Here is an 18,777-nt window from a genome sequence, read left to right as displayed (position 1 = left end):
TTAGTTCTGCGCACCGGATCCTGCCTGAGTTTCGAGCCAGATGCGCGCCTGATCCACCAGCGACACATATGAGCTGAGCAACGGATCGGCCTGCGGTACAGCCTCGCTGATCTGGCGGGCATTCCCGTAGATCAGGTACAGAACCACGCCGATGATCAGCATCAGCGCAAAACCGCGCAAGAACCCACCGGACTTGCGAGGCGCCTGCGCCTCATCTTCTGCCGGGTCCGACCGCATGCTCGAGTTGATGGCATCGACATCCGGCAGTGCATCCTTTTGCCCGGCATCTACGGCGGTTTCCGAAGTTGCAGGGCGTTTGGGCCTGACCTTAGGTTCTGGCGGTGCTTCCAGGCCCAGATCGGGCTGGCTTTCCAGACCACCGCCTTCCTGAGCACGTAACTCCGCTTCTCGTGCGGCTTCTTCTTTCAGGATACTGGCGACTGATGGGGCAACATTTCCTGTAGATGCACCAGGTTTTTCAACCTCTGGCGCTGATTTATCTGCGGGCTCGGCGTCCTTCTGGGCCTCGACCTCGGTGTCCGATGTATCTGCCTCAACAGGCTTGTCCTCGGGCGCGTTCGGTTCATCCGTCGGCTCGGATGGATGCTTGGCCTGAAACCAGGTCTGATCGCAGTTCGAACACTGCACATCGCGGCCTTCCTCGGGGATGACCTCGTCAGGAACTTCGTACTGCGCAGTGCAATTCGGACATGTAAGACGCATACTGCCTCCTCGGCCGGATGAAGGGCCGATAATAGTTTTTTCAGGGATGATATTCCGTTAAGACCCAACAGCAAAGGGCGTTTTCGGTTTCATGGGCCAAGTGTCACCAATTGGACTCGGTAGAGCCATTGAAACCGTCGCCATGCTCGGGCAAGAAGAGCGGCAAAATATTGGGGGCACGTGTGATCGAGCTGGAAAATGTCAGCTATACCTACGGTGGTGGCGAGTTGCTGAGCGATGTCTCGGTTCAATTGCAGCCGGGGTCGTTCCATTTTCTGACCGGGCCATCGGGGGCGGGAAAGACGACATTGCTCAAGCTGTGTTACGGGGCACTGTTACCAACCTCGGGACGTCTCAGCGTGTTTGATCAGGATATCTCGGCCCTTGATCGGGATCAGCTGGCCGTGCTGCGTCGCCGTGTTGGCGTTGTTCATCAGGATTGCCAGTTCCTTGACCATATGACGCTTGCCGAGAATGTCGCCTTGCCACTGATGGTCTCTGGGCGCGGGGAATCGTCCGGGCAAGACAATCTGACCGAACTGCTCAGCTGGGTGGGGCTTGGTGCACGTCTCGAAGCGCGGCCACCGGAATTGTCCGGCGGTGAACGTCAACGGGCGGCTCTGGCGCGCGCCGTCATCCTGTCGCCCGATGTCATATTGGCTGATGAGCCCACGGGCAATGTCGATTGGGAGATGTCGCAACGTTTGTTGCACCTGCTGGTCGAGCTGAACCGTATGGGAAAGACCGTTCTGATTGCCACCCATGACCTGAGCCTGATCCGCGCGGCAAAAAGTCATGTTCAGGCCCGTGTTTTGCGGATTTCGCAGCGAAAGCTGCATCTGGCGGGGGCAGACCTGTGACTGGGGCTGATATCCGAAACCTGCTGCGCGGCGATACCCGTGCTGACCGCGTTGTTCCGCCAACCGGCTACACCGCGCATCTGACGCTGTTTGTCGCTGGTGCCATGGCATTTCTTGCTGTTTTTGCTTTGGCTTTGTCCCTCGCCTCTGGCCGCATCGCGGATCGGTGGGCCTCGGAACTGGCGGGCGCTGCGACCTTGCGCATCAACGCACCGGCCGAGCAGCTTGCTGCCCAGACAGAAGCGGCATTGACCGTCCTCAGCCAGACGCCAGGTGTCGCCTCCGCCCGTGCGCTTAGCACAGAAGAACAGGCCGCATTGCTGGCGCCTTGGTTCGGGCCGGACCTGCCGCTGGATACTTTGCCAATCCCGCAGCTGATCGAGATTATCGAGGGCGAACCGGGGCTGGATGCGATCGGGCTGCGATTGCGATTGGGGGCCGAGGTGCCCGGCGCGGTTCTGGATGATCACACGCGATGGCGCGAACCGCTGGTCGATGCAGCGATGTCCCTGCGTCGTCTGGGATGGATATCAATCCTGCTGATCGGTGGCGCGACCGCTGCGATGATTACCCTTGCAGCCAACGCCTCACTTGCGGCCAATGCGCAGATTATCGAGGTTCTGCGATTGGTTGGCGCGCAGGATGGTTTCATCGCAGGGGCTTTTGTACGGCGGTTTACCTATCGCGCGTTTTTCGGCGCTTCGGTTGGGACTCTGCTGGGAATGACAGGTGTCTTGCTTTTGCCCGAAGCTTCGGACGCGGGCGGGTTTCTGACCGGAGTTGGATTTCAGGGCAAAGACTGGGTATTGCCGGTTCTTATCCCCGTCCTTGGGGCAGCCGTTGCCTTTGTTGCCACATGGGCCGCGGCCCGACGCAAGTTGAAGGAGCTTTCCTGATGTTGATGGCAATTCAGTGGGTTCGTTCCCTCATCTTCATGATTGTGATCTATGCTTGGATGCTGATCCTTGGCATCGCGTTTCTACCTTATGCGCTGTTTTCCAAAAACGGTGCCCTGAAAGCGTGCAAAACCTACGCCAAAAGCACCATGTGGCTGGCCCGGTGGATGGTTGGTATCCGCTGTGAGGTGCGGGGCAATGCCCCAACGAATGAAGTGGTCATCGGGGCTAAACATCAGTCGTTCCTTGATATCATCATGATTTTCGACGCCATTCCGCACGGCAAATTTATCATGAAGCGCGAGCTGTTGTTCACACCCGTCATTGGCATGTATGCACGACGCCTTGGTTGTATCCCGGTCAATCGCGGCAAACGCGGTGCGGCTGTGGCAAAAATGGTCAAGGACGTCTCAAAAGAATTCTCCGAACCCGGACAGCTGGTGATCTATCCGCAGGGCACGCGTGTGGCGCCGGGTGCAAAGAAACCCTACAAGGTTGGTACAGCGGTCCTGTATGAAGGCCTTGGTTTTCCATGCGTTCCGGTTGCGACGAATGCTGGCGTGTTCTGGCCCCGCACAGGCGTGATGCGTAAACCCGGCCTTGCCATTGTAGATTTTCTGGAGCCGATCAAACCGGGTGTTGCCCGCGATGAGTTCCTCGCGCGGTTGGAGGAAGTGATCGAAACACGTTCGAACGAATTGATGCGCGAAGTGGGGTTTGATCCTGATGGAATTCATTGAAAAAGTAGAAGATCTCGAGGCGTTGTACGGAACGCCGGGTGCTGCTTCGTTGCGAAAGGTCGTTCGACACTTAACTCCGCTCTATCGCAAGTGGATTGAAGCCGCGCGCCTTTGTGTTCTCAGTACAGTTGGTCCCGAGGGTGTGGACGGAAGCCCACGTGGGGACGACGGTGCTGTTGTGCGTGAGTTAAACCCAAAAACGCTGGCGTTGCCTGACTGGCGGGGAAACAACCGCCTGGACAGCTTGCGCAACATTGTTCGGGACCCGCGCGTTTCGCTGATGTTCTTTGTGCCGGGTTCTGACAATGTCGTTCGGGTAAACGGAACAGCCCGATTGACCGCAGACGCGGCATTGCGCAACCAGTTCGAAAAGGCTGGCAAGGTTCCGGCGACGGTTATCGTCGTGCAGATTGACGAGATTTACAGTCAGTGCGCGCGTGCACTGATGCGCGCCCGCACTTGGACTTGTGGCGACGAAAGCAAGGACCTTCCGACGATTGGGCAGCTTTTGTCGGAGGCGTCAGAGGGTGAAGAGGGCGGCGCGCAATATGACAAAGACTGGGCTGCACGCGCCGCCAAGACAATGTGGTAGGTAGCGGACGGTTGTTCAGTCAAGCTGCGGCGGCTCCGATTCTGGACACTTTTTTGATCCAGCGATCAACGCTGCCCGGTTTGGGATAGCTTGCGCCTGCAAAGTAAGTGAATCGCGTTGGTTTGAAGCCAACAAAACCGAGGATCTGGCCCCGAACCTGTCGAATAAGCGCTTGCCTGTACATCAGGCGCATGAACCAGCCCGGCGTATCTGAGGTCAGGATAACGCGTGCCGTGCGTCCGGTCAGCATCGGGGCTGGCAGGCCAGCCATCGTGGTGTTGCGGGTGTCGAATGTCCGCCCCGGTATGAACATCCGGTCAATCAATCCCTTGAGTTTTGCAGGCAGCCCGCCCCACCACATAGGTGTGGTCAGGACCAGATGGTCGCTCCATTCGAAGTCCTGCAACACGTGTTCCAGAACTGGTTCAAGCGGCTTGAAGTCGTGATAGTTGCCCTGACCGAAATCAAAATCGAATTGCAGGTCGCTCAGGTGGACTATTCGGACATCATGTCCGTTTTTGCGGGCTGCCTCGCCATAGGTTTCTGCGAATGTGCGTGACAAGCTGCTTTCTGCCGGATGTCCATCGAGGATGAGGATTTTCTTGGGGTGCATCGGGGTTCTCCTAAAAATGACCACGGTCAGTTTATAGAATCAAAAAATGACCACGGTCAATATTAAATTTGACCACGGTCAAAAAATGTGCGATTGGGCGTTATGCAAAAAACGATCCAGAAACGTACCATCAAGACCCGCGCCAAGCTTCTGTCAGCTGCGGAACAGGTTATCCGACATGGCGGATATGAAGCCTTGCGGGTGGATGAAGTTGTAAAGGCCGCGGGTGTTGCCAAGGGGACCTTCTTTGCACACTTCCGCGACAAGGATGCGCTGATGGAAATCTTGATAGCGGACAAGCTGAATGCTTGCCTGGATCAGGCCCAATCCGGTACCCCACCCAAAACGGTACCAGAGATTATCGCTTCGCTGGAACCGGTCCACGAATTCATGACGTCCGAACGGTACGTGTTCGATCTGTTGATCAGATACTCGGGGGCAACGGCAATCGCAGATATTGGGCCGATTGCCTATTGTTTTGAACGGTATTTCCGGGTCGTGATGATGTGGCTTGAAACCGCAGAGGTACGCAAGGATGTACCATCCGAGCTGTTGGCAGAAGGCGTGCAGGCCTTTGCCATTCAGGCCATGTCCTTACAGTATTGCGCGCTGCATTCAGCGACAACGTTCACAGACAGACTGGAAACATATCTGGATGCATGGCTGACCCCGGCAAGCTGATCGCCGCAGGGGTCAGGGGTGTTAGCTGTGGATCGGGCCGTCTCCGCAGGCCAGGGCAGCCTCGCGAACCGCTTCGGAATACGTCGGATGCGCGTGGCAGGTGAGCGCCAGATCCTCGGCAGAAGCACCGAATTCCATCGCCACACAAACCTCGTGGATCAGATCACCTGCGCCCGGGCCGATGATATGGGCACCCAGGATGCGATCGGTTTCCTTGTCGGCCAGAATCTTGACGAACCCGTCAGCCGCAAAATTCGCCTTGGCGCGCCCATTGCCCATGAACATGAACTTGCCGACCTTATAGGCACGACCCTGTTCCTTGAGCGTCGCTTCGGTTTCACCAACATTCGCGACTTCTGGCCAAGTGTAGATCACGCCCGGAATCACGCCATAGTTCACATGACCGTGCTTGCCTGCAACCTGTTCGGCAGCGGCTATTCCTTCGTCTTCGGCCTTGTGTGCCAGCATCGGGCCTTCGGTCACGTCGCCAATTGCATAGATGCCCGGCACGTTGGTCTGCCAGTCGGCACCAACCTTGATCTGACCACGTTGGGTCATCTCGACGCCCAAAGCGTCCAGCCCCAGACCATCCGAATAGGGTTTGCGGCCTGTGGCAACCAGCACAGTGTCGGCGTCGATCACATGTTCACTGTCGTCTTTGAGCAGCTTGTAGGTAACTTTGGCCTTGGTCTTGGTCGCTTCGGTTTTCTGCACCGCTGCACCCATGATAAAGGTCAGGCCCTGTTTCTTGAGAATGCGCTGGAAGGTTTTTTGCACCTCAGGGTCCATGCCCGGCGTGATCTCCTTGAGGAACTCGATCACCGTCACCTCGGCGCCCAGGCGGCTGTAAACCGATCCCAGTTCCAGCCCGATCACACCCGCGCCGATCACAACCATTTTCTTCGGGACCTTGTTCAGCGACAAAGCACCGGTCGAAGTCACGACGACCTTCTCATCAACTTCAACACCGGGCAGGGAAGATGGTTCCGATCCAGAGGCGATGATAATGTTCTTGGTCTCGTGGACCTCATCACCCACCTTGACCTGACCTGCGGCTGGGATTGATCCCCAGCCTTTCAGCCAGTCAATCTTGTTCTTCTTGAACAGAAATTCGATGCCCTTGGTGTTGCCGTCGATGACCTCGTCCTTGTAGGCCTGCATCTGCTTCCAATCGACTGAAGGCGCTTTGCCCTTCAGGCCCATCTTGGCAAAGTTATGCTCGGCCTCGTGCAGCTGATGGCTGGCATGCAGCAGCGCCTTGGAGGGAATGCAGCCCACGTTCAGGCAAGTACCGCCCAGTGTTTCGCGCCCTTCGACCACGGCTGTTTTCAAACCCAGTTGAGCGCAGCGGATCGCGCAGACATAGCCGCCGGGTCCGGCGCCGATTACGATGACGTCATAATTTGCCATTACATTCTCCTAAATCGACCGGACGTACCGGCGCTTCCCCGACCCGATTTGGCGGGTCGGAAATAGTCATTGTCAAACAGGTTCCAGCAGCTTGATCGAGATATGGGCAATTCCGCCCCGCTCGTGATGCATCGCCAATTCTTCAGAACCAAAGAAGGCTTTGGCCTTGTCCAGGTTTGTAACCTCGAACATCGCGATGGCGTGGTCTTTTTGGTCGGGGTCGCGCCAGACGTGCAGGTCGCGGATACCCGCGGCCTTGCGCATCGGTTTGTCCTCGCGGAACACTTTCAGCCAGGCGTTGAAATCGGCCACGTCGGCTTGCCAAAGTACATGCGTTGCCATGCTTACAGGTCCATCAGCAGGCGGCGCGGGTCTTCCAGCGCCTCTTTCACACGAACGAGGAAGGTAACGGCACCTTTGCCATCGACGATCCGGTGGTCATACGACAGGGCCAGATACATCATCGGGCGGATCTTGATCTCACCATTGATGACCATCGGGCGGTCCTGGATCTTGTGCATGCCCAGAATACCCGACTGAGGGGGGTTCAGGATCGGCGAGGACATCAGCGAACCATAGACACCACCATTCGAGATGGTGAAGGTGCCACCCTGCATCTCAGCCATGCTCAGCTTGCCGTCACGGGCGCGCTTGCCCTTTTCGGCGATGGCTTTTTCGATCGCGGCAAAGGACATGCTGTCGGCATCACGGATCACGGGAACGACCAGACCCTGCGGCGTACCGGCGGCGACGCCCATATGCACGAAGTTCTTGTAGACGATGTCGGTTCCATCAATCTCGGCATTGACCTCGGGCACTTCTTTCAGCGCGTGGCAGCATGCCTTGGTGAAGAAGGACATAAAGCCCAAACGCACGCCATGCTTCTTCTCGAACTGGTCTTTGTACTGATTGCGCAGGGCCATGACCTCGGTCATGTCCACCTCGTTGTAGGTGGTCAGGATCGCAGCGGTGTTTTGTGCGTCCTTGAGACGTTTGGCAATGGTTTGGCGCAGGCGGGTCATCCGCACGCGTTCTTCGCGGGCCTCGTCCTCGGCAGCCACAGGGGCGCGAGGGGCTTGGGCCACAGGGGCGGGCGCAGTCGCCGCAGGTGCCGGGGCTGAAACTGCTGCAACGGCTTTGGCTACGTCTTCCTTCATGATGCGACCGTCGCGGCCTGTTCCGGTGACCTGATCAGCCGACAGTCCGGCTTCGGCCATTGCTTTCTGGGCGGACGGTGCGTTTGCGACGTCTTTTCCGGTGCTTGTTGCTGCGGGCGCCGCCGCCGCTGCCTGGGCCGGCGCGGCTGCTGCACCAGCGGCAGCTCCGGAGATGACGGCCAGCTTGGCAGCCGCATCCACGGTCGATCCTTCTGGAGCAACGATTTCCGCAAGAACACCCGAAGTCGGTGCGGGAACTTCAACCGAGACTTTATCGGTTTCCAATTCGCACAGCATCTCGTCCTGCGCGACGTTGTCGCCGACCTTCTTGAACCAGGTCGAAACGGTTGCCTCCGTCACAGACTCACCAAGTGTCGGCACCATCACGTCAACCGACCTACCTGATGCGGCAGGTGCCGCTGCCGGGGCTGCGGCTGGCGCCGGGGCTGCGCCTTCGCCCGCCGCAATCGTTGCCAGCAAGGCGTCAACACCGACGGTTTCGCCTTCGGCTGCCACGATTTCACCCATTACACCCGCTGCGGGAGAAGGAACCTCGACGGTGACCTTGTCTGTCTCCAGCTCACACAGCATCTCATCCATGGCGACCGCATCACCGGGCTTTTTGAACCAGGTTGCAACTGTGGCTTCGGTGACCGATTCGCCAAGCGTGGGAACACGAACTTCAATCGTCATCGCTTACTTTCCTTCAATGCTCAGCGCTTCGTTAACCAGCGCTTCTTGTTGGGCTTTGTGTTGGCTGGCCAGCCCCGTTGCGGGCGAGGCCGATGTGGCGCGACCGGCATAGGTCGGGCGAGTGTGTTTTGCATCGATACGGGACAGGACCCATTCGATGTTGGGTTCGATAAAGGTCCACGCACCCTGGTTCTTGGGCTCTTCCTGACACCAGACCATCTCGGCATTCTTGAACCGTTCGAGTTCGTTGATCAGTGAATGTGCCGGGAACGGATAGAATTGTTCGATCCGCATCAGGTAGATGTCATCGATGCCACGCGCGTCGCGTTCCTCCAGCAGGTCGAAATAGACCTTGCCGGAACACATGACGACGCGCTTGATCTTGTCATCGGCCACCAGCTTGGTGTCAGAGTTGCCCTTCTGCGCGTCATCCCACAGCACCCGGTGGAAGCTGGAGCCTGTGGTGAAGTCGTCCGCCGTGCTGACGGCCAGCTTGTGACGCAGCAGCGACTTCGGTGTCACCAGGATCAGCGGTTTCCGGAAAGTACGGTGCAACTGACGGCGCAGGATGTGGAAATAGTTCGCGGGTGTCGTACAGTTCGCCACGATCCAGTTGTCCTGACCGCACATTTGCAGGAACCGTTCCAGACGCGCTGACGAGTGTTCCGGGCCTTGCCCTTCAAAGCCATGCGGCAGCAATGTGACAAGACCGGACATCCGCAGCCACTTGCTTTCGCCCGAGCTGATAAACTGGTCGAACATGATCTGCGCACCGTTGGCAAAGTCGCCGAACTGCGCCTCCCACAGAACCAGAGCGTTCGGTTCTGCTAGCGAATAGCCGTATTCGAAACCCAGCACCGCGTATTCCGACAGCATCGAGTCGATGACATCGTATTGGGATTGCCCGGCACGGATGTTGTTAAGCGGGTAATACCGTTCTTCGGTTTCCTGATGAACAAACCCAGAGTGACGCTGGCTGAAGGTGCCCCGTGTTGCGTCCTGTCCGGCCAGACGCACGGGATATCCTTCGGTCAGCAACGAGCCAAACGCCAGTGCCTCGCCCGTGGCCCAGTCGAAGCCTGCACCAGTCTCGAACATCTGTTTCTTATGTTCCAGCAACCGCTCAACGGTTTTGTGCATTGCGAAATCGCCAGGAGCCTTGGTCAGCGCGGCTCCGATTTCTGCCAGTGTCTCTGCCGAGATCGCTGTTTCACCCCGGACATAGTCATCCTTGTTCTTGTCAAGATGCGACCAGCGCCCATCCAGCCAGTCGGCCTTGTTGGGTTTATAGTCTTTCCCGGCCTCGAATTCGTCGTTCAGGTGGGCCTGAAAAGCGGCCTTCATATCTTCGATCTCACCCTCGGGGATCAGCCCGTCCTTGACCAGCCGCTCGGTATACAAGGAAAGCGTTGTCTTATGGGTTTTGATCTTCTTGTACATGATCGGGTTGGTGAACATGGGCTCATCGCCCTCGTTATGGCCAAACCGGCGATAGCAGAAGATGTCCAGAACCACGTCTTTATGGAACTTCTGGCGGAACTCGGTCGCCACCTTCGCGGCGTGAACTACCGCCTCGGGGTCGTCGCCGTTCACATGGAAGATCGGGGCCTCGACCATCAGCGCGATATCGGTGGGATAGGGGCTCGAGCGGCTGAAATGCGGCGCGGTAGTGAACCCGATCTGGTTGTTGACCACGATGTGCATGGTGCCGCCGGTTCTGTGCCCTTTCAGGCCTGACAGGCCAAAGCCTTCGGCCACAACACCTTGACCGGCAAAGGCCGCGTCACCGTGCAGCAATATCGCCATGACCCTGGTACGGTTCGTGTCGCCCAGTTGGTCTTGCTTGGCGCGAACCTTACCCAGAACTACCGGGTTTACCGCCTCAAGGTGAGAGGGGTTGGCGGTCAATGACAGGTGCACACTGTTGCCATCGAATTCGCGATCGCTTGAGGCGCCGAGGTGATATTTCACATCGCCAGAGCCGTCCACGTCCTCTGGCTTGAAGCTACCGCCCTGGAATTCGTTGAAAATCGCGCGATAAGGCTTGCCCATCACGTTGGCCAGAATGTTCAGGCGACCCCGGTGCGGCATCCCGATGACGATGTCACTGAGGCCAAGCGCGCCACCACGCTTGATGATCTGTTCCATCGCCGGGATTAGCGCCTCGCCACCGTCCAGACCGAACCGCTTGGTGCCCATGTACTTGACGTGCAGGAACTTCTCAAAGCCCTCGGCCTCGACCATCTTGTTCAGGATCGCCTTGCGGCCTTCCTTGGTGAACGCGATTTCCTTGCCATAGCCCTCGATCCGCTCCTTCAGCCACGCGGCCTCTTCCGGGTTCGAGATATGCATGTACTGCAGCGCAAAGGTGCCGCAATATGTGCGTTTCACGATCTCAACGATCTGCCGCATGGAAGCGACCTGTAATCCCAGCACGTTGTCGATAAAGATCGGGCGATCCATGTCGGCATCGGTGAAACCGTAAGTCTTCGGGTCCAGCTCAGGATGGGTGCTGGCAGCGCGCATACCCAGCGGGTCCAGATCTGCGGCCAGATGGCCCCGGATGCGGTAGGCCCGGATCAGCATCAGTGCTCGCAAACTGTCCAGCACGGCGCGTTTGATCTGATCGTCGCTGACCTCAGCCCCTTTTTCAGCCGCCTTGTCCTTGATCTTCTTGCCCGCCGCTTTGGCGTCAATCTCGGCCCATTCACCAGTCAGCGCACCAGTCAGGTCGTCTGCTGGCATCGGCGGCCAGTCGGTGCGCGCCCAGGACGGACCTTCGGCTTCGCGTTGAACATCGGGGGCATCATCGCCCATGGCATCAAAGAACGCGCCCCATGCGGCATCCACCGCACCGGGGTTCTTTGTGTATTGCGCATAAAGCTGCTCCAGATATTCGGCATTATGCCCCTGCATGAAGCTTGAGGCATGAAAGGCGGAATTGGGCGAATGTTCGGTCATAGGGCTACCTCTGTTGGGTTGGGACCGTATTGATTGGTGCCTGGCTGGCTGGGGCGTGTCAGCCACCATAGAACCAGGAGGGGCGACACGACCAGTACCAGTAGTGTCGGAAGAACGATGAGCAACGTGGCGCGGGTAAACAGGATATCCAGCCTGCCACCATGCTGGAAATGAGAGGCCAGGCCGATACCGAAAACGAGCACGGCTCCGGCGCCAAGGATCAACAGGATCGGCAGCAGAGCATACAGCCCGCTGCGACCGGTATCATGCATCCGCCGGAAAGCAACTGCCAGATGGGGAAAGAAGACGATCAGGCTGACGATGCCCTGCACCGGTTGCGAGGACGTGGTCGACACGGATTTCGAGGTTTCGGTTTCCGTCACCGCGACCTGCGTGAAGAACTGCCAGTCGATGATCCCGGCAATGATGTTCCAGATCACGATGAACAGGAAAAAGAACCAGTATTCGGGCCGCGAAGCACGGCCCGAGAAAGTGAAGAACTTGGAGAAGCAGGTGCGTATGGCGTCGGAGAAGGTCATTCTTAGTTCTCTGACTGTTTCGTGACATAAGTTGAGAAAACAGAGGACACATCAATGTCAATGCCCGACACGGCGGAAATGCGCTCGGTGTTCAGGACCGCACCGTTCAGAACCCGTTTTAGGCCGTTTCTTTCATATGATTGCGATCGAAGACGATGCACTGGAGGCAAGGTCGCAGGATCACGTCCTGTGTCCCCAAGCAAACGCTCAAATGTCACTGGCGATTCTTCATTTTTGAGCGCAATCACGCAACTTAGATGGCCGTAGGTGTCATGCACATAACTGTCGATGCGCAAAACGCTTCCGGTTTGAAGTTTAACAAACCAACGATCTTTTTGTTGTGTGCTTTCGACAATCTTTAGATTACGAGTCCCGGCGGCATTCTTGAGTGCAAGTTCCCATGTTCTTGTTATGCGCGGATTGGCAACGTCACCATAGCCAAACTGTTCTGCAAGTAACGTTGCGGCAAAAGACTTTATTGCGCGTTCGTCAAGTTCCGCTGGGACCACCGGAGACCAGCCAATCTCGATTAGGGTATCGGTCACTGTCGCTAGATCAATTGCGGACTGGCAAGCCGCAACGGTATCAGAAGCGAAGCTCGAGCTGTCGGCAACAGCAGGGGCAGTAGTGGCTGCCGAGATGGCAGCCACAAGGCCAAAAAGGATTTTTGTGCCCCAGTTCACAATTTACCCAATCGCTTCCAGCACGGCCTCACCCAGCTGCGCTGGGCTTTCGGCCACGACGATACCGGCCGAGCGCATGGCTTCGATCTTGTCCTCGGCACCGCCTTTGCCACCGGCGACGATGGCACCTGCGTGGCCCATGCGGCGGCCCGGAGGGGCTGTGCGGCCTGCGATGAATCCTGCAACCGGCTTTTTGCGGCCTTTCTTGGCCTCATCGGCCAGGAACTGTGCGGCCTCTTCCTCGGCCGAGCCGCCGATCTCGCCAATCATGATGATCGACGTGGTCTCGTCATCTGCCAGGAACCATTCCAGCACGTCGATATGCTCAGTCCCTTTGATCGGGTCGCCGCCAATGCCCACACAGGTGGACTGGCCCAGTCCTACGTCCGTTGTCTGTTTCACGGCTTCATAAGTAAGCGTACCCGAGCGGGAAACGACACCCACGCTGCCGCGTTTGTGAATATGGCCGGGCATGATGCCGATCTTGCAGGCGTCAGGCGTGATGACACCGGGGCAGTTCGGGCCAATCAGGCGCGACTTGCTGCCTTCCAGCGCGCGTTTCACCTTCATCATGTCCAGAACCGGGATACCTTCGGTGATGCAGACAATCACTTCCATCTCGGCATCAATCGCTTCGAGGATCGAATCCGCCGCGAATGGGGGCGGTACGTAGATCACCGATGCGTTGGCTTCGGTCACGTGCTTGGCCTCGTGGACCGAGTTGAACACGGGAAGGCCCAGATGCTCCATCCCGCCTTTGCCGGGGGTCACGCCGCCGACCATCTTGGTGCCATAGGCAATAGCCTGTTCGCTGTGGAATGTACCTTGCGAGCCGGTAAAGCCCTGACAGATCACTTTGGTGTTTTCATCGATGAGGACTGCCATTTTGTCCCTTTCTCTAGGCGGTGTGGGATTGATAGGGTTCAGCCGCTGGAAGAACCTGCGGCGCATAGGTGATTTTCTGAAGCGTGGCGCGACCAAGGGCCAGATCGGCCATCGTGCGCAGGCCGCTGCTGATTTCGGCGATACCGCGCCTGATTTTTTGTCGGACCAGCGGCCAGCCCGTAGGGCGTGCGCGGGGGAAACCCATCTGGATTTCGCCCGGCGCTTCGTTGCCTTGCTCGACCATCGCAGGAACCACCTGATAGACATTGACCCGACGCGCCGCAGCCGAGGCTGACGGGTTGAACAACAGGCCATCCAGCGTGATGTCATAGGGCTTTTGCGCCAGAAAGTGTTCTGCCGCTTGCCGGGTCAACGCATATGCGGCACCGCCGGGGTGGCGTGAGTGCATCAGGCGCAGTTCCCGACCCAGATGGGATGAGCTTTTGCGCTCAAGTGCGAGGAAAAGCTTTGTGCTGCGCCAGCGTTCGAACCGCACGATATCGGCATCCTCTGGCCACCAGGATGCATCGTTCAACCAATCCGCCAGTTCTGGCGACAGGAAAACATCATCCTCAAGTATCAAAGCCTGCTCCGCGCCGGAGGCGACAACGGCCTCCCACGCTTTGGCGTGACTGAGGGTGCAGGCCATGTCCTTGGTATGGAAATAACCCCAGGGTCCCTCAGACCGGCATTCACGCAGGAATTCCTCACGGGTGGCGGCGTCGCAATCAACAGCGTTGATGCGCGTTGCCGACAGGCCTGCCTTTTGCAGCTCCTGCGCCATCAAACGCGCCCGCCCGGTGGCGCGTTCTAGGCCTATGAGGAAGATGGGGATGGTCATGGGGTTACATTCCAGTCAGATCAGGCAGTCTGTACCAACAGCGATTTGGTCCGCGAGCCGGTAGAGCCCTGACAGATCACTTTGGTATTTTCGTCGATGAGGACTGCCATTTTAGTGGCTCCTTCGCTTGCTATCTTATCTGTTGAAGTTCGATGGACGAGTATTGCTGTCCAGCGGGTTGTTTCGGAGGTTGCCCGGAGACGATGTAGACATTTCGCCCTGCAATGGGTTTGTCGGCTCTCAGCGTAGTTCTCGAAGAGCTTCTGGTCGTCTGATAAGTAGATGAACCATCGATGTGCTTTGCAGCCATCCGCTTTTGTATTTCTTCTACGTCAGTGGAAGTTAGGTTTTTCGACGCTATATAGCAGTAGTCATACTCGACCCTGCCCCTGGTTCCAAAATCAGAAGTTCTGGTTCCGGTGACTGCATAGATCCAATTCGGCTCACTGAAGAACCGAGTTCCTCCCTCGGACGTGTTAGAAATACGTTCAAGGTCTGAGTTCTCCAGCGTTTGAGTTGCTTGAGAAGGATTACCCAAGCTGGCCATGCAGACCGTTTCAAACAGCACACTCGCTTCTTCAATTGCACTGCTTCGTGTTACCGGCGCGTTCGTGCAACCAGCTAAAAGAATTGCGGTTGCCAAGGAGATCTTCTGGAAATTCATTCAATCGGCCTTTGAAAGTGATACTCATCCCGAGGACAGAGGAAGGTTTGCATTTCTGCAAATCTTCCTCCCACTCTGCTCAACCCTTAACCGCCTTCACGATCTTCTCGGCACCGTCTTTCAGGTTGTCCGCCGCGATCACGTCCAGACCCGAATTGTTGATGATCTCTTTGCCTTTCTCGACATTGGTGCCTTCCAGACGCACGACCAGCGGAACTTGCAGCCCGACCTCTTTCACCGCAGCCACCACGCCCTCTGCGATAACATCACAGCGCATGATGCCGCCGAAGATATTGACCAGAATGCCTTTGACCTGCGGGTCCGAGGTGATGATCTTGAACGCCTCGGTCACCTTCTCTTTGGTCGCACCGCCGCCCACGTCGAGGAAGTTGGCAGGCTCGGCCCCATAAAGCTTGATGATGTCCATCGTGGCCATCGCCAGACCGGCACCGTTCACCATGCAACCAATCTCACCGTCCAGTGCGATGTAGTTCAGGTCGTATTTGCTGGCTTCCAGTTCCTTGGGGTCTTCCTCGGTCGTGTCGCGCAGTTCAGCGATATCCGGGTGGCGGTAGACCGCGTTGCCATCAAAGCCAACTTTGGCATCCAGCACTTTCAGGTCGCCGCTGTCGGATACGATCAGCGGGTTGATCTCCAGCATCTCCATGTCCTTCTCGACGAAGGCTTTGTAGAGGATGCCCATAAGCCTGACACATTGCTTGACCTGCGCGCCCTCCAGACCCAGCGAAAACGCGATGCGGCGACCATGGTAGGGTTGGTAGCCGGTGGCCGGGTCAACCGAGAAGGACAGGATTTTCTCGGGCGTCGCGGCGGCGACTTCTTCGATGTCCATACCGCCTTCGGTCGAGCAGACAAACGAGATACGGCTGGTCTGACGATCTACCAGCAGGGCCAGGTACAACTCACGCTCGATGCCGGAACCGGCTTCGATATAGATGCGGTTGACCTGCTTGCCTGCCGGACCCGTCTGATGGGTGACCAGAGTGCGACCCAGCATCTTCTTGGCTTCTTCGGCCGCTTCCTCGACCGATTTCGTCAGACGGACACCGCCTTTTTCACCAGCGTCGGCTTCTTTGAAGGATCCTTTGCCACGGCCACCCGCGTGTATCTGCGCCTTGACGACCCAAAGCGGTCCATCCAGTTCGCCGGCTGCGGTTTTGGCTTCCTCGGCGCGCAGCACGGCGCGACCATCGGAGACCGGAGCGCCGTAGCTGCGAAGAAGAGCCTTGGCCTGATATTCGTGAATGTTCATCGAAATTGTCCCGTCTGACTGCGTTTAACCGTTATAGGCGTGTCTAGCGGGTAAATTTAAAGGGCTTTTTGATCTGTGACGGGAAATTGCCGAAGATTTTCAACATTTGTGATCACGGGTTTTTAGGGTGTGATCACAAAAGCTCGAGTGTCATCAATTGATTCGATAATCCTGCACAGTTTTTTGAAATCACATTCGAAAAAAGGGATTTGCGACGTTTGCGCCAACATATGCGGCCGGGTTCCGCGGTGGCAAATGAAAACCGGCCCACAATTGGGCCGGCCTCAAATTCAAATTGTCTGGCAGTTTTACGCCAGTGAACTGTCGATGCCTTTGCATGCCTCGATCAGGCCTTTCACGGCGTTGACCGAATTGTCGAAACCGGCTTGCTCGTCTTCGTTCAGCTTGATGTTTACGATGCGCTCGACGCCACCAGCGCCGATGACAGTCGGCACCCCGACATAAAGGCCGTTAACACCCAACTCACCGCTGCAGTACGCCGCACAAGGCAGAACACGCTTCTGGTCTTTCAGATAGGCTTCGGCCATTTCGATCGCCGAAGTGGCGGGCGCGTAATAAGCCGACCCGGTTTTCAGCAGGCCTACGATTTCCGCGCCACCATCACGGGTGCGCTGTACGATGGCATCCAGCTTTTCTTGCGAGGTCCAGCCCATTTCAACCAGATCAGGCAGCGGGATACCGGCAACGGTCGAATAACGAACCGACGGCACCATGGTGTCGCCATGTCCGCCTAATACGAACGCGGTTACATCGCGCATCGAGACGTTGAACTCTTCCGACAGGAAATGCGCGAAACGTGCTGAGTCCAGCACGCCAGCCATGCCGCAGACTTTGTTGTGCGGCAGGCCCGAGAATTCGCGCAGCGCCCAGACCATGGCGTCCAGAGGGTTGGTGATGCAGATCACGAACGCATCGGGCGCATGCGCTGCGATACCTTCGCCGACCGACTTCATGACTTTCAGGTTGATGCCCAGCAGGTCATCGCGGCTCATGCCCGGTTTGCGGGCTACGCCTGCGGTCACGATGCAGACATCCGCGCCAGCGATATCGGCATAGTCGCTGGTGCCTTTCATCGAAGCGTCAAAGCCTTCGGACGGGCCGGATTCGGCGATGTCGAGCGCCTTGCCCTGTGGCAATCCGTCAGCAATGTCAAACAGGACAACGTCACCCAGTTCTTTGACAGCTGCAAGATGCGCAAGCGTGCCGCCGATGTTCCCCGCGCCGATCAGCGCAATCTTGGGTCTGGCCATTTGGAATATCTCCGGTCGGTTTTGAAATCGCGGCTGTGCTAGTCGCTAAAACGGCATTAGGCAAGAGTTCTGCGACGTGGCATACAACCGCATACCGTTTGCGAGACCCCATGTGGTTGCGCTAAAGGGCCTTTGAGACAAGCCAAAACCGGGACCGGTGCATGTTTGAATTAAACCTGATGTTTTTTGCAGTGGCGATCCCAGCGGTGATATTTGCGGGTATCTCAAAGGGCGGTTTCGGCTCGGGCGTGGCTTTTGCGTCATCATCGATTCTGGCCTTGATCCTAACGCCCGGGCAGGCCCTGGCCCTGATGCTGCCGATTCTGATGGTGATCGATGTGGCCACTTTGGGCCCTTATTGGAAGCGGTGGAGCTGGAGGGATGCGCGCCTGCTGATCCTGGGTGCTGTACCCGGTGTGGCAATGGGGGCATGGCTTTACCGCTCAACGGATGATGACCTGCTGCGCCTGCTGATCGGCGGCATCTCGGTCGGGTTCGTGATCTGGCACATCGCACAGTCAAAAGGCTGGGTGCGCGGGTTTGCCAGACGGTTGCCACCCTCCGCTGGCCTGTTTGCAGGGCTGGTCGCGGGCTTCACCAGCTTCGTCAGCCATGCCGGAGGCCCTCCAGCTGCCGTTTACCTGTTGTCCCAACGGCTGACAAAGACCGAGTTTCAAGCCAGTACGGTATTGGTTTTCTGGGTGATTAATATCGCGAAGTTTGTACCCTACGCTTATCTGGGCATGTTCACGTGGCAGACGGCATGGGCCGATATGCTGTTAACACCGTTTGCTGTTCTCGGTGCGTGGCTGGGCGTCCGCGCACATTTCATGTTGTCCGAACGCCTGTTCTTTGGAATTGCTTATGTGCTGCTGACCCTCACAGGCAGTAAACTGATCTGGGACGCACTTACCTGATCAGGCGTTCGGGGGCAGCGCTTCGGCTACAGCCTCAAAAGCTTGCCCCGAAGCGACGAGGCAGGTGACCCCGTTGGGCAAGGTCACCGTGATGGTCCAGCTGCCGCTTTGAGCTGAGGCGAAAAGTTCCATGACTGCGCCTTGCTGGGCCAGACCAAAGCCCCTGCGCGTTTCGCCATAAGTGTCGGTCAACCTTCTTAGCACATCCTCTCGCGGTGCGCAGTTTTGCCCCTGGGCCTGTGCCTGTTGTGCCGCCAGAACCATGATCCCAAGTCCCATCGTCATCTTGAACATTGTCTTTCGCATCCCGAATCCTTTCGGTTCCCTCTGCTGGTCAGGGTGCGGCGTAGGGGCCGAAATTCAGTTAAGGCAAAGCAC

Annotated in this window: 20 protein-coding genes; 6 read left to right on the top strand and 14 right to left on the bottom strand. The window is 57.5% G+C overall.

Annotation, left to right across the window (positions count from 1 at the left end; genetic code table 11):
• A complete protein-coding gene (locus ACR0D9_RS12480) occupies window positions 1–723 on the bottom strand; it encodes a zinc-ribbon domain-containing protein (RefSeq protein WP_480538991.1) in 723 nt (240 codons plus the stop codon).
• Window positions 724–905: 182 nt separating this feature from the next.
• Between ACR0D9_RS12480 and ACR0D9_RS12475 the strand changes: the two genes are divergently transcribed.
• Genes ACR0D9_RS12475 through ACR0D9_RS12460 form a run of 4 tightly spaced genes read left to right on the top strand, consistent with a single transcriptional unit; the run spans window position 906 to window position 3,811 of the window.
• Entirely contained in the window at window positions 906–1,583 is a 678-nt protein-coding gene (locus ACR0D9_RS12475; RefSeq protein WP_209506709.1) for a cell division ATP-binding protein FtsE, read from the top strand.
• The gene (locus ACR0D9_RS12470; protein WP_480486639.1) at window positions 1,580–2,479 is read left to right on the top strand and encodes a cell division protein FtsX; all 900 of its coding nucleotides are present in this window, start codon (window positions 1,580–1,582) and stop codon (window positions 2,477–2,479) included. Before ACR0D9_RS12475 ends, ACR0D9_RS12470 begins: the two co-directional genes overlap by 4 nt.
• On the top strand, window positions 2,479–3,219 hold the full coding sequence (locus ACR0D9_RS12465; protein ID WP_480538989.1) for a lysophospholipid acyltransferase family protein: 741 nt from the start codon (window positions 2,479–2,481) through the stop codon (window positions 3,217–3,219). The genes ACR0D9_RS12470 and ACR0D9_RS12465 overlap by 1 nt, the downstream gene beginning before the upstream one ends.
• Complete coding sequence (locus ACR0D9_RS12460) at window positions 3,206–3,811, top strand: pyridoxamine 5'-phosphate oxidase family protein (RefSeq protein WP_480483127.1); 606 nt, start codon at window positions 3,206–3,208, stop codon at window positions 3,809–3,811. Before ACR0D9_RS12465 ends, ACR0D9_RS12460 begins: the two co-directional genes overlap by 14 nt.
• A gap of 19 nt (window positions 3,812–3,830) precedes the next feature.
• Here ACR0D9_RS12460 and ACR0D9_RS12455 read toward each other — a convergent pair whose 3' ends face one another.
• Window positions 3,831–4,424 carry an NAD(P)H-dependent oxidoreductase gene (locus ACR0D9_RS12455; protein ID WP_480483129.1) on the bottom strand — a complete coding sequence of 198 codons (594 nt, stop codon included), beginning with the start codon at window positions 4,422–4,424 and terminating at the stop codon, window positions 3,831–3,833.
• A 102-nt stretch (window positions 4,425–4,526) separates the two neighbouring features.
• Between ACR0D9_RS12455 and ACR0D9_RS12450 the strand changes: the two genes are divergently transcribed.
• Window positions 4,527–5,105 carry a TetR/AcrR family transcriptional regulator gene (locus ACR0D9_RS12450; protein ID WP_480486643.1) on the top strand — a complete coding sequence of 193 codons (579 nt, stop codon included), beginning with the start codon at window positions 4,527–4,529 and terminating at the stop codon, window positions 5,103–5,105.
• A 21-nt stretch (window positions 5,106–5,126) separates the two neighbouring features.
• On the opposite strand, the gene lpdA is transcribed toward ACR0D9_RS12450, so the two are convergent.
• The 11 genes from lpdA to mdh form a co-directional block, all read right to left on the bottom strand.
• A complete protein-coding gene (gene lpdA, locus ACR0D9_RS12445) occupies window positions 5,127–6,515 on the bottom strand; it encodes a dihydrolipoyl dehydrogenase (protein WP_480483132.1) in 1,389 nt (462 codons plus the stop codon).
• Between the two features lie 72 nt (window positions 6,516–6,587).
• Complete coding sequence (locus ACR0D9_RS12440) at window positions 6,588–6,857, bottom strand: hypothetical protein (RefSeq protein WP_480483134.1); 270 nt, start codon at window positions 6,855–6,857, stop codon at window positions 6,588–6,590.
• 2 nt (window positions 6,858–6,859) lie between these two features.
• Window positions 6,860–8,365: a 2-oxoglutarate dehydrogenase complex dihydrolipoyllysine-residue succinyltransferase gene (gene odhB, locus ACR0D9_RS12435; protein ID WP_480486645.1), complete on the bottom strand. Its 1,506-nt coding sequence runs from the start codon at window positions 8,363–8,365 to the stop codon at window positions 6,860–6,862.
• A 3-nt stretch (window positions 8,366–8,368) separates the two neighbouring features.
• Window positions 8,369–11,326: a 2-oxoglutarate dehydrogenase E1 component gene (locus tag ACR0D9_RS12430; RefSeq protein ID WP_480538987.1), complete on the bottom strand. Its 2,958-nt coding sequence runs from the start codon at window positions 11,324–11,326 to the stop codon at window positions 8,369–8,371.
• A complete protein-coding gene (locus tag ACR0D9_RS12425) occupies window positions 11,323–11,865 on the bottom strand; it encodes a DUF805 domain-containing protein (protein ID WP_480483139.1) in 543 nt (180 codons plus the stop codon). Before ACR0D9_RS12425 ends, ACR0D9_RS12430 begins: the two co-directional genes overlap by 4 nt.
• A gap of 2 nt (window positions 11,866–11,867) precedes the next feature.
• Window positions 11,868–12,548, bottom strand: coding sequence for a hypothetical protein (locus ACR0D9_RS12420; protein ID WP_480483141.1), 681 nt, complete (start codon window positions 12,546–12,548; stop codon window positions 11,868–11,870).
• A gap of 3 nt (window positions 12,549–12,551) precedes the next feature.
• A complete protein-coding gene (gene sucD, locus ACR0D9_RS12415; protein WP_209506539.1) occupies window positions 12,552–13,433 on the bottom strand; it encodes a succinate--CoA ligase subunit alpha in 882 nt (293 codons plus the stop codon).
• Between the two features lie 13 nt (window positions 13,434–13,446).
• On the bottom strand, window positions 13,447–14,274 hold the full coding sequence (locus tag ACR0D9_RS12410) for a glycosyltransferase family 25 protein (RefSeq protein ID WP_480486647.1): 828 nt from the start codon (window positions 14,272–14,274) through the stop codon (window positions 13,447–13,449).
• Window positions 14,275–14,404: 130 nt separating this feature from the next.
• Window positions 14,405–14,938, bottom strand: coding sequence for a hypothetical protein (locus ACR0D9_RS12405; RefSeq protein ID WP_480483144.1), 534 nt, complete (start codon window positions 14,936–14,938; stop codon window positions 14,405–14,407).
• 79 nt (window positions 14,939–15,017) lie between these two features.
• The gene (gene sucC / locus ACR0D9_RS12400; protein ID WP_267363198.1) at window positions 15,018–16,211 is read right to left on the bottom strand and encodes an ADP-forming succinate--CoA ligase subunit beta; all 1,194 of its coding nucleotides are present in this window, start codon (window positions 16,209–16,211) and stop codon (window positions 15,018–15,020) included.
• A 308-nt stretch (window positions 16,212–16,519) separates the two neighbouring features.
• Entirely contained in the window at window positions 16,520–17,482 is a 963-nt protein-coding gene (mdh, locus tag ACR0D9_RS12395; protein ID WP_267363196.1) for a malate dehydrogenase, read from the bottom strand.
• A 161-nt stretch (window positions 17,483–17,643) separates the two neighbouring features.
• Here mdh and ACR0D9_RS12390 point away from each other — a divergent pair, with 161 nt between their 5' ends.
• The gene (locus tag ACR0D9_RS12390) at window positions 17,644–18,399 is read left to right on the top strand and encodes a sulfite exporter TauE/SafE family protein (RefSeq protein ID WP_267363195.1); all 756 of its coding nucleotides are present in this window, start codon (window positions 17,644–17,646) and stop codon (window positions 18,397–18,399) included.
• On the opposite strand, the gene ACR0D9_RS12385 is transcribed toward ACR0D9_RS12390, so the two are convergent.
• Complete coding sequence (locus ACR0D9_RS12385) at window positions 18,400–18,705, bottom strand: hypothetical protein (RefSeq protein WP_480486649.1); 306 nt, start codon at window positions 18,703–18,705, stop codon at window positions 18,400–18,402. It abuts the gene before it with no gap.
• Window positions 18,706–18,777 lie beyond the last annotated feature (72 nt).

Source organism: Ruegeria sp. AK11, from assembly GCF_056541095.1.
The sequence above is the reverse complement of the archived record's forward strand: the minus strand, read 5'-3'. Positions and strand labels throughout refer to the sequence as shown.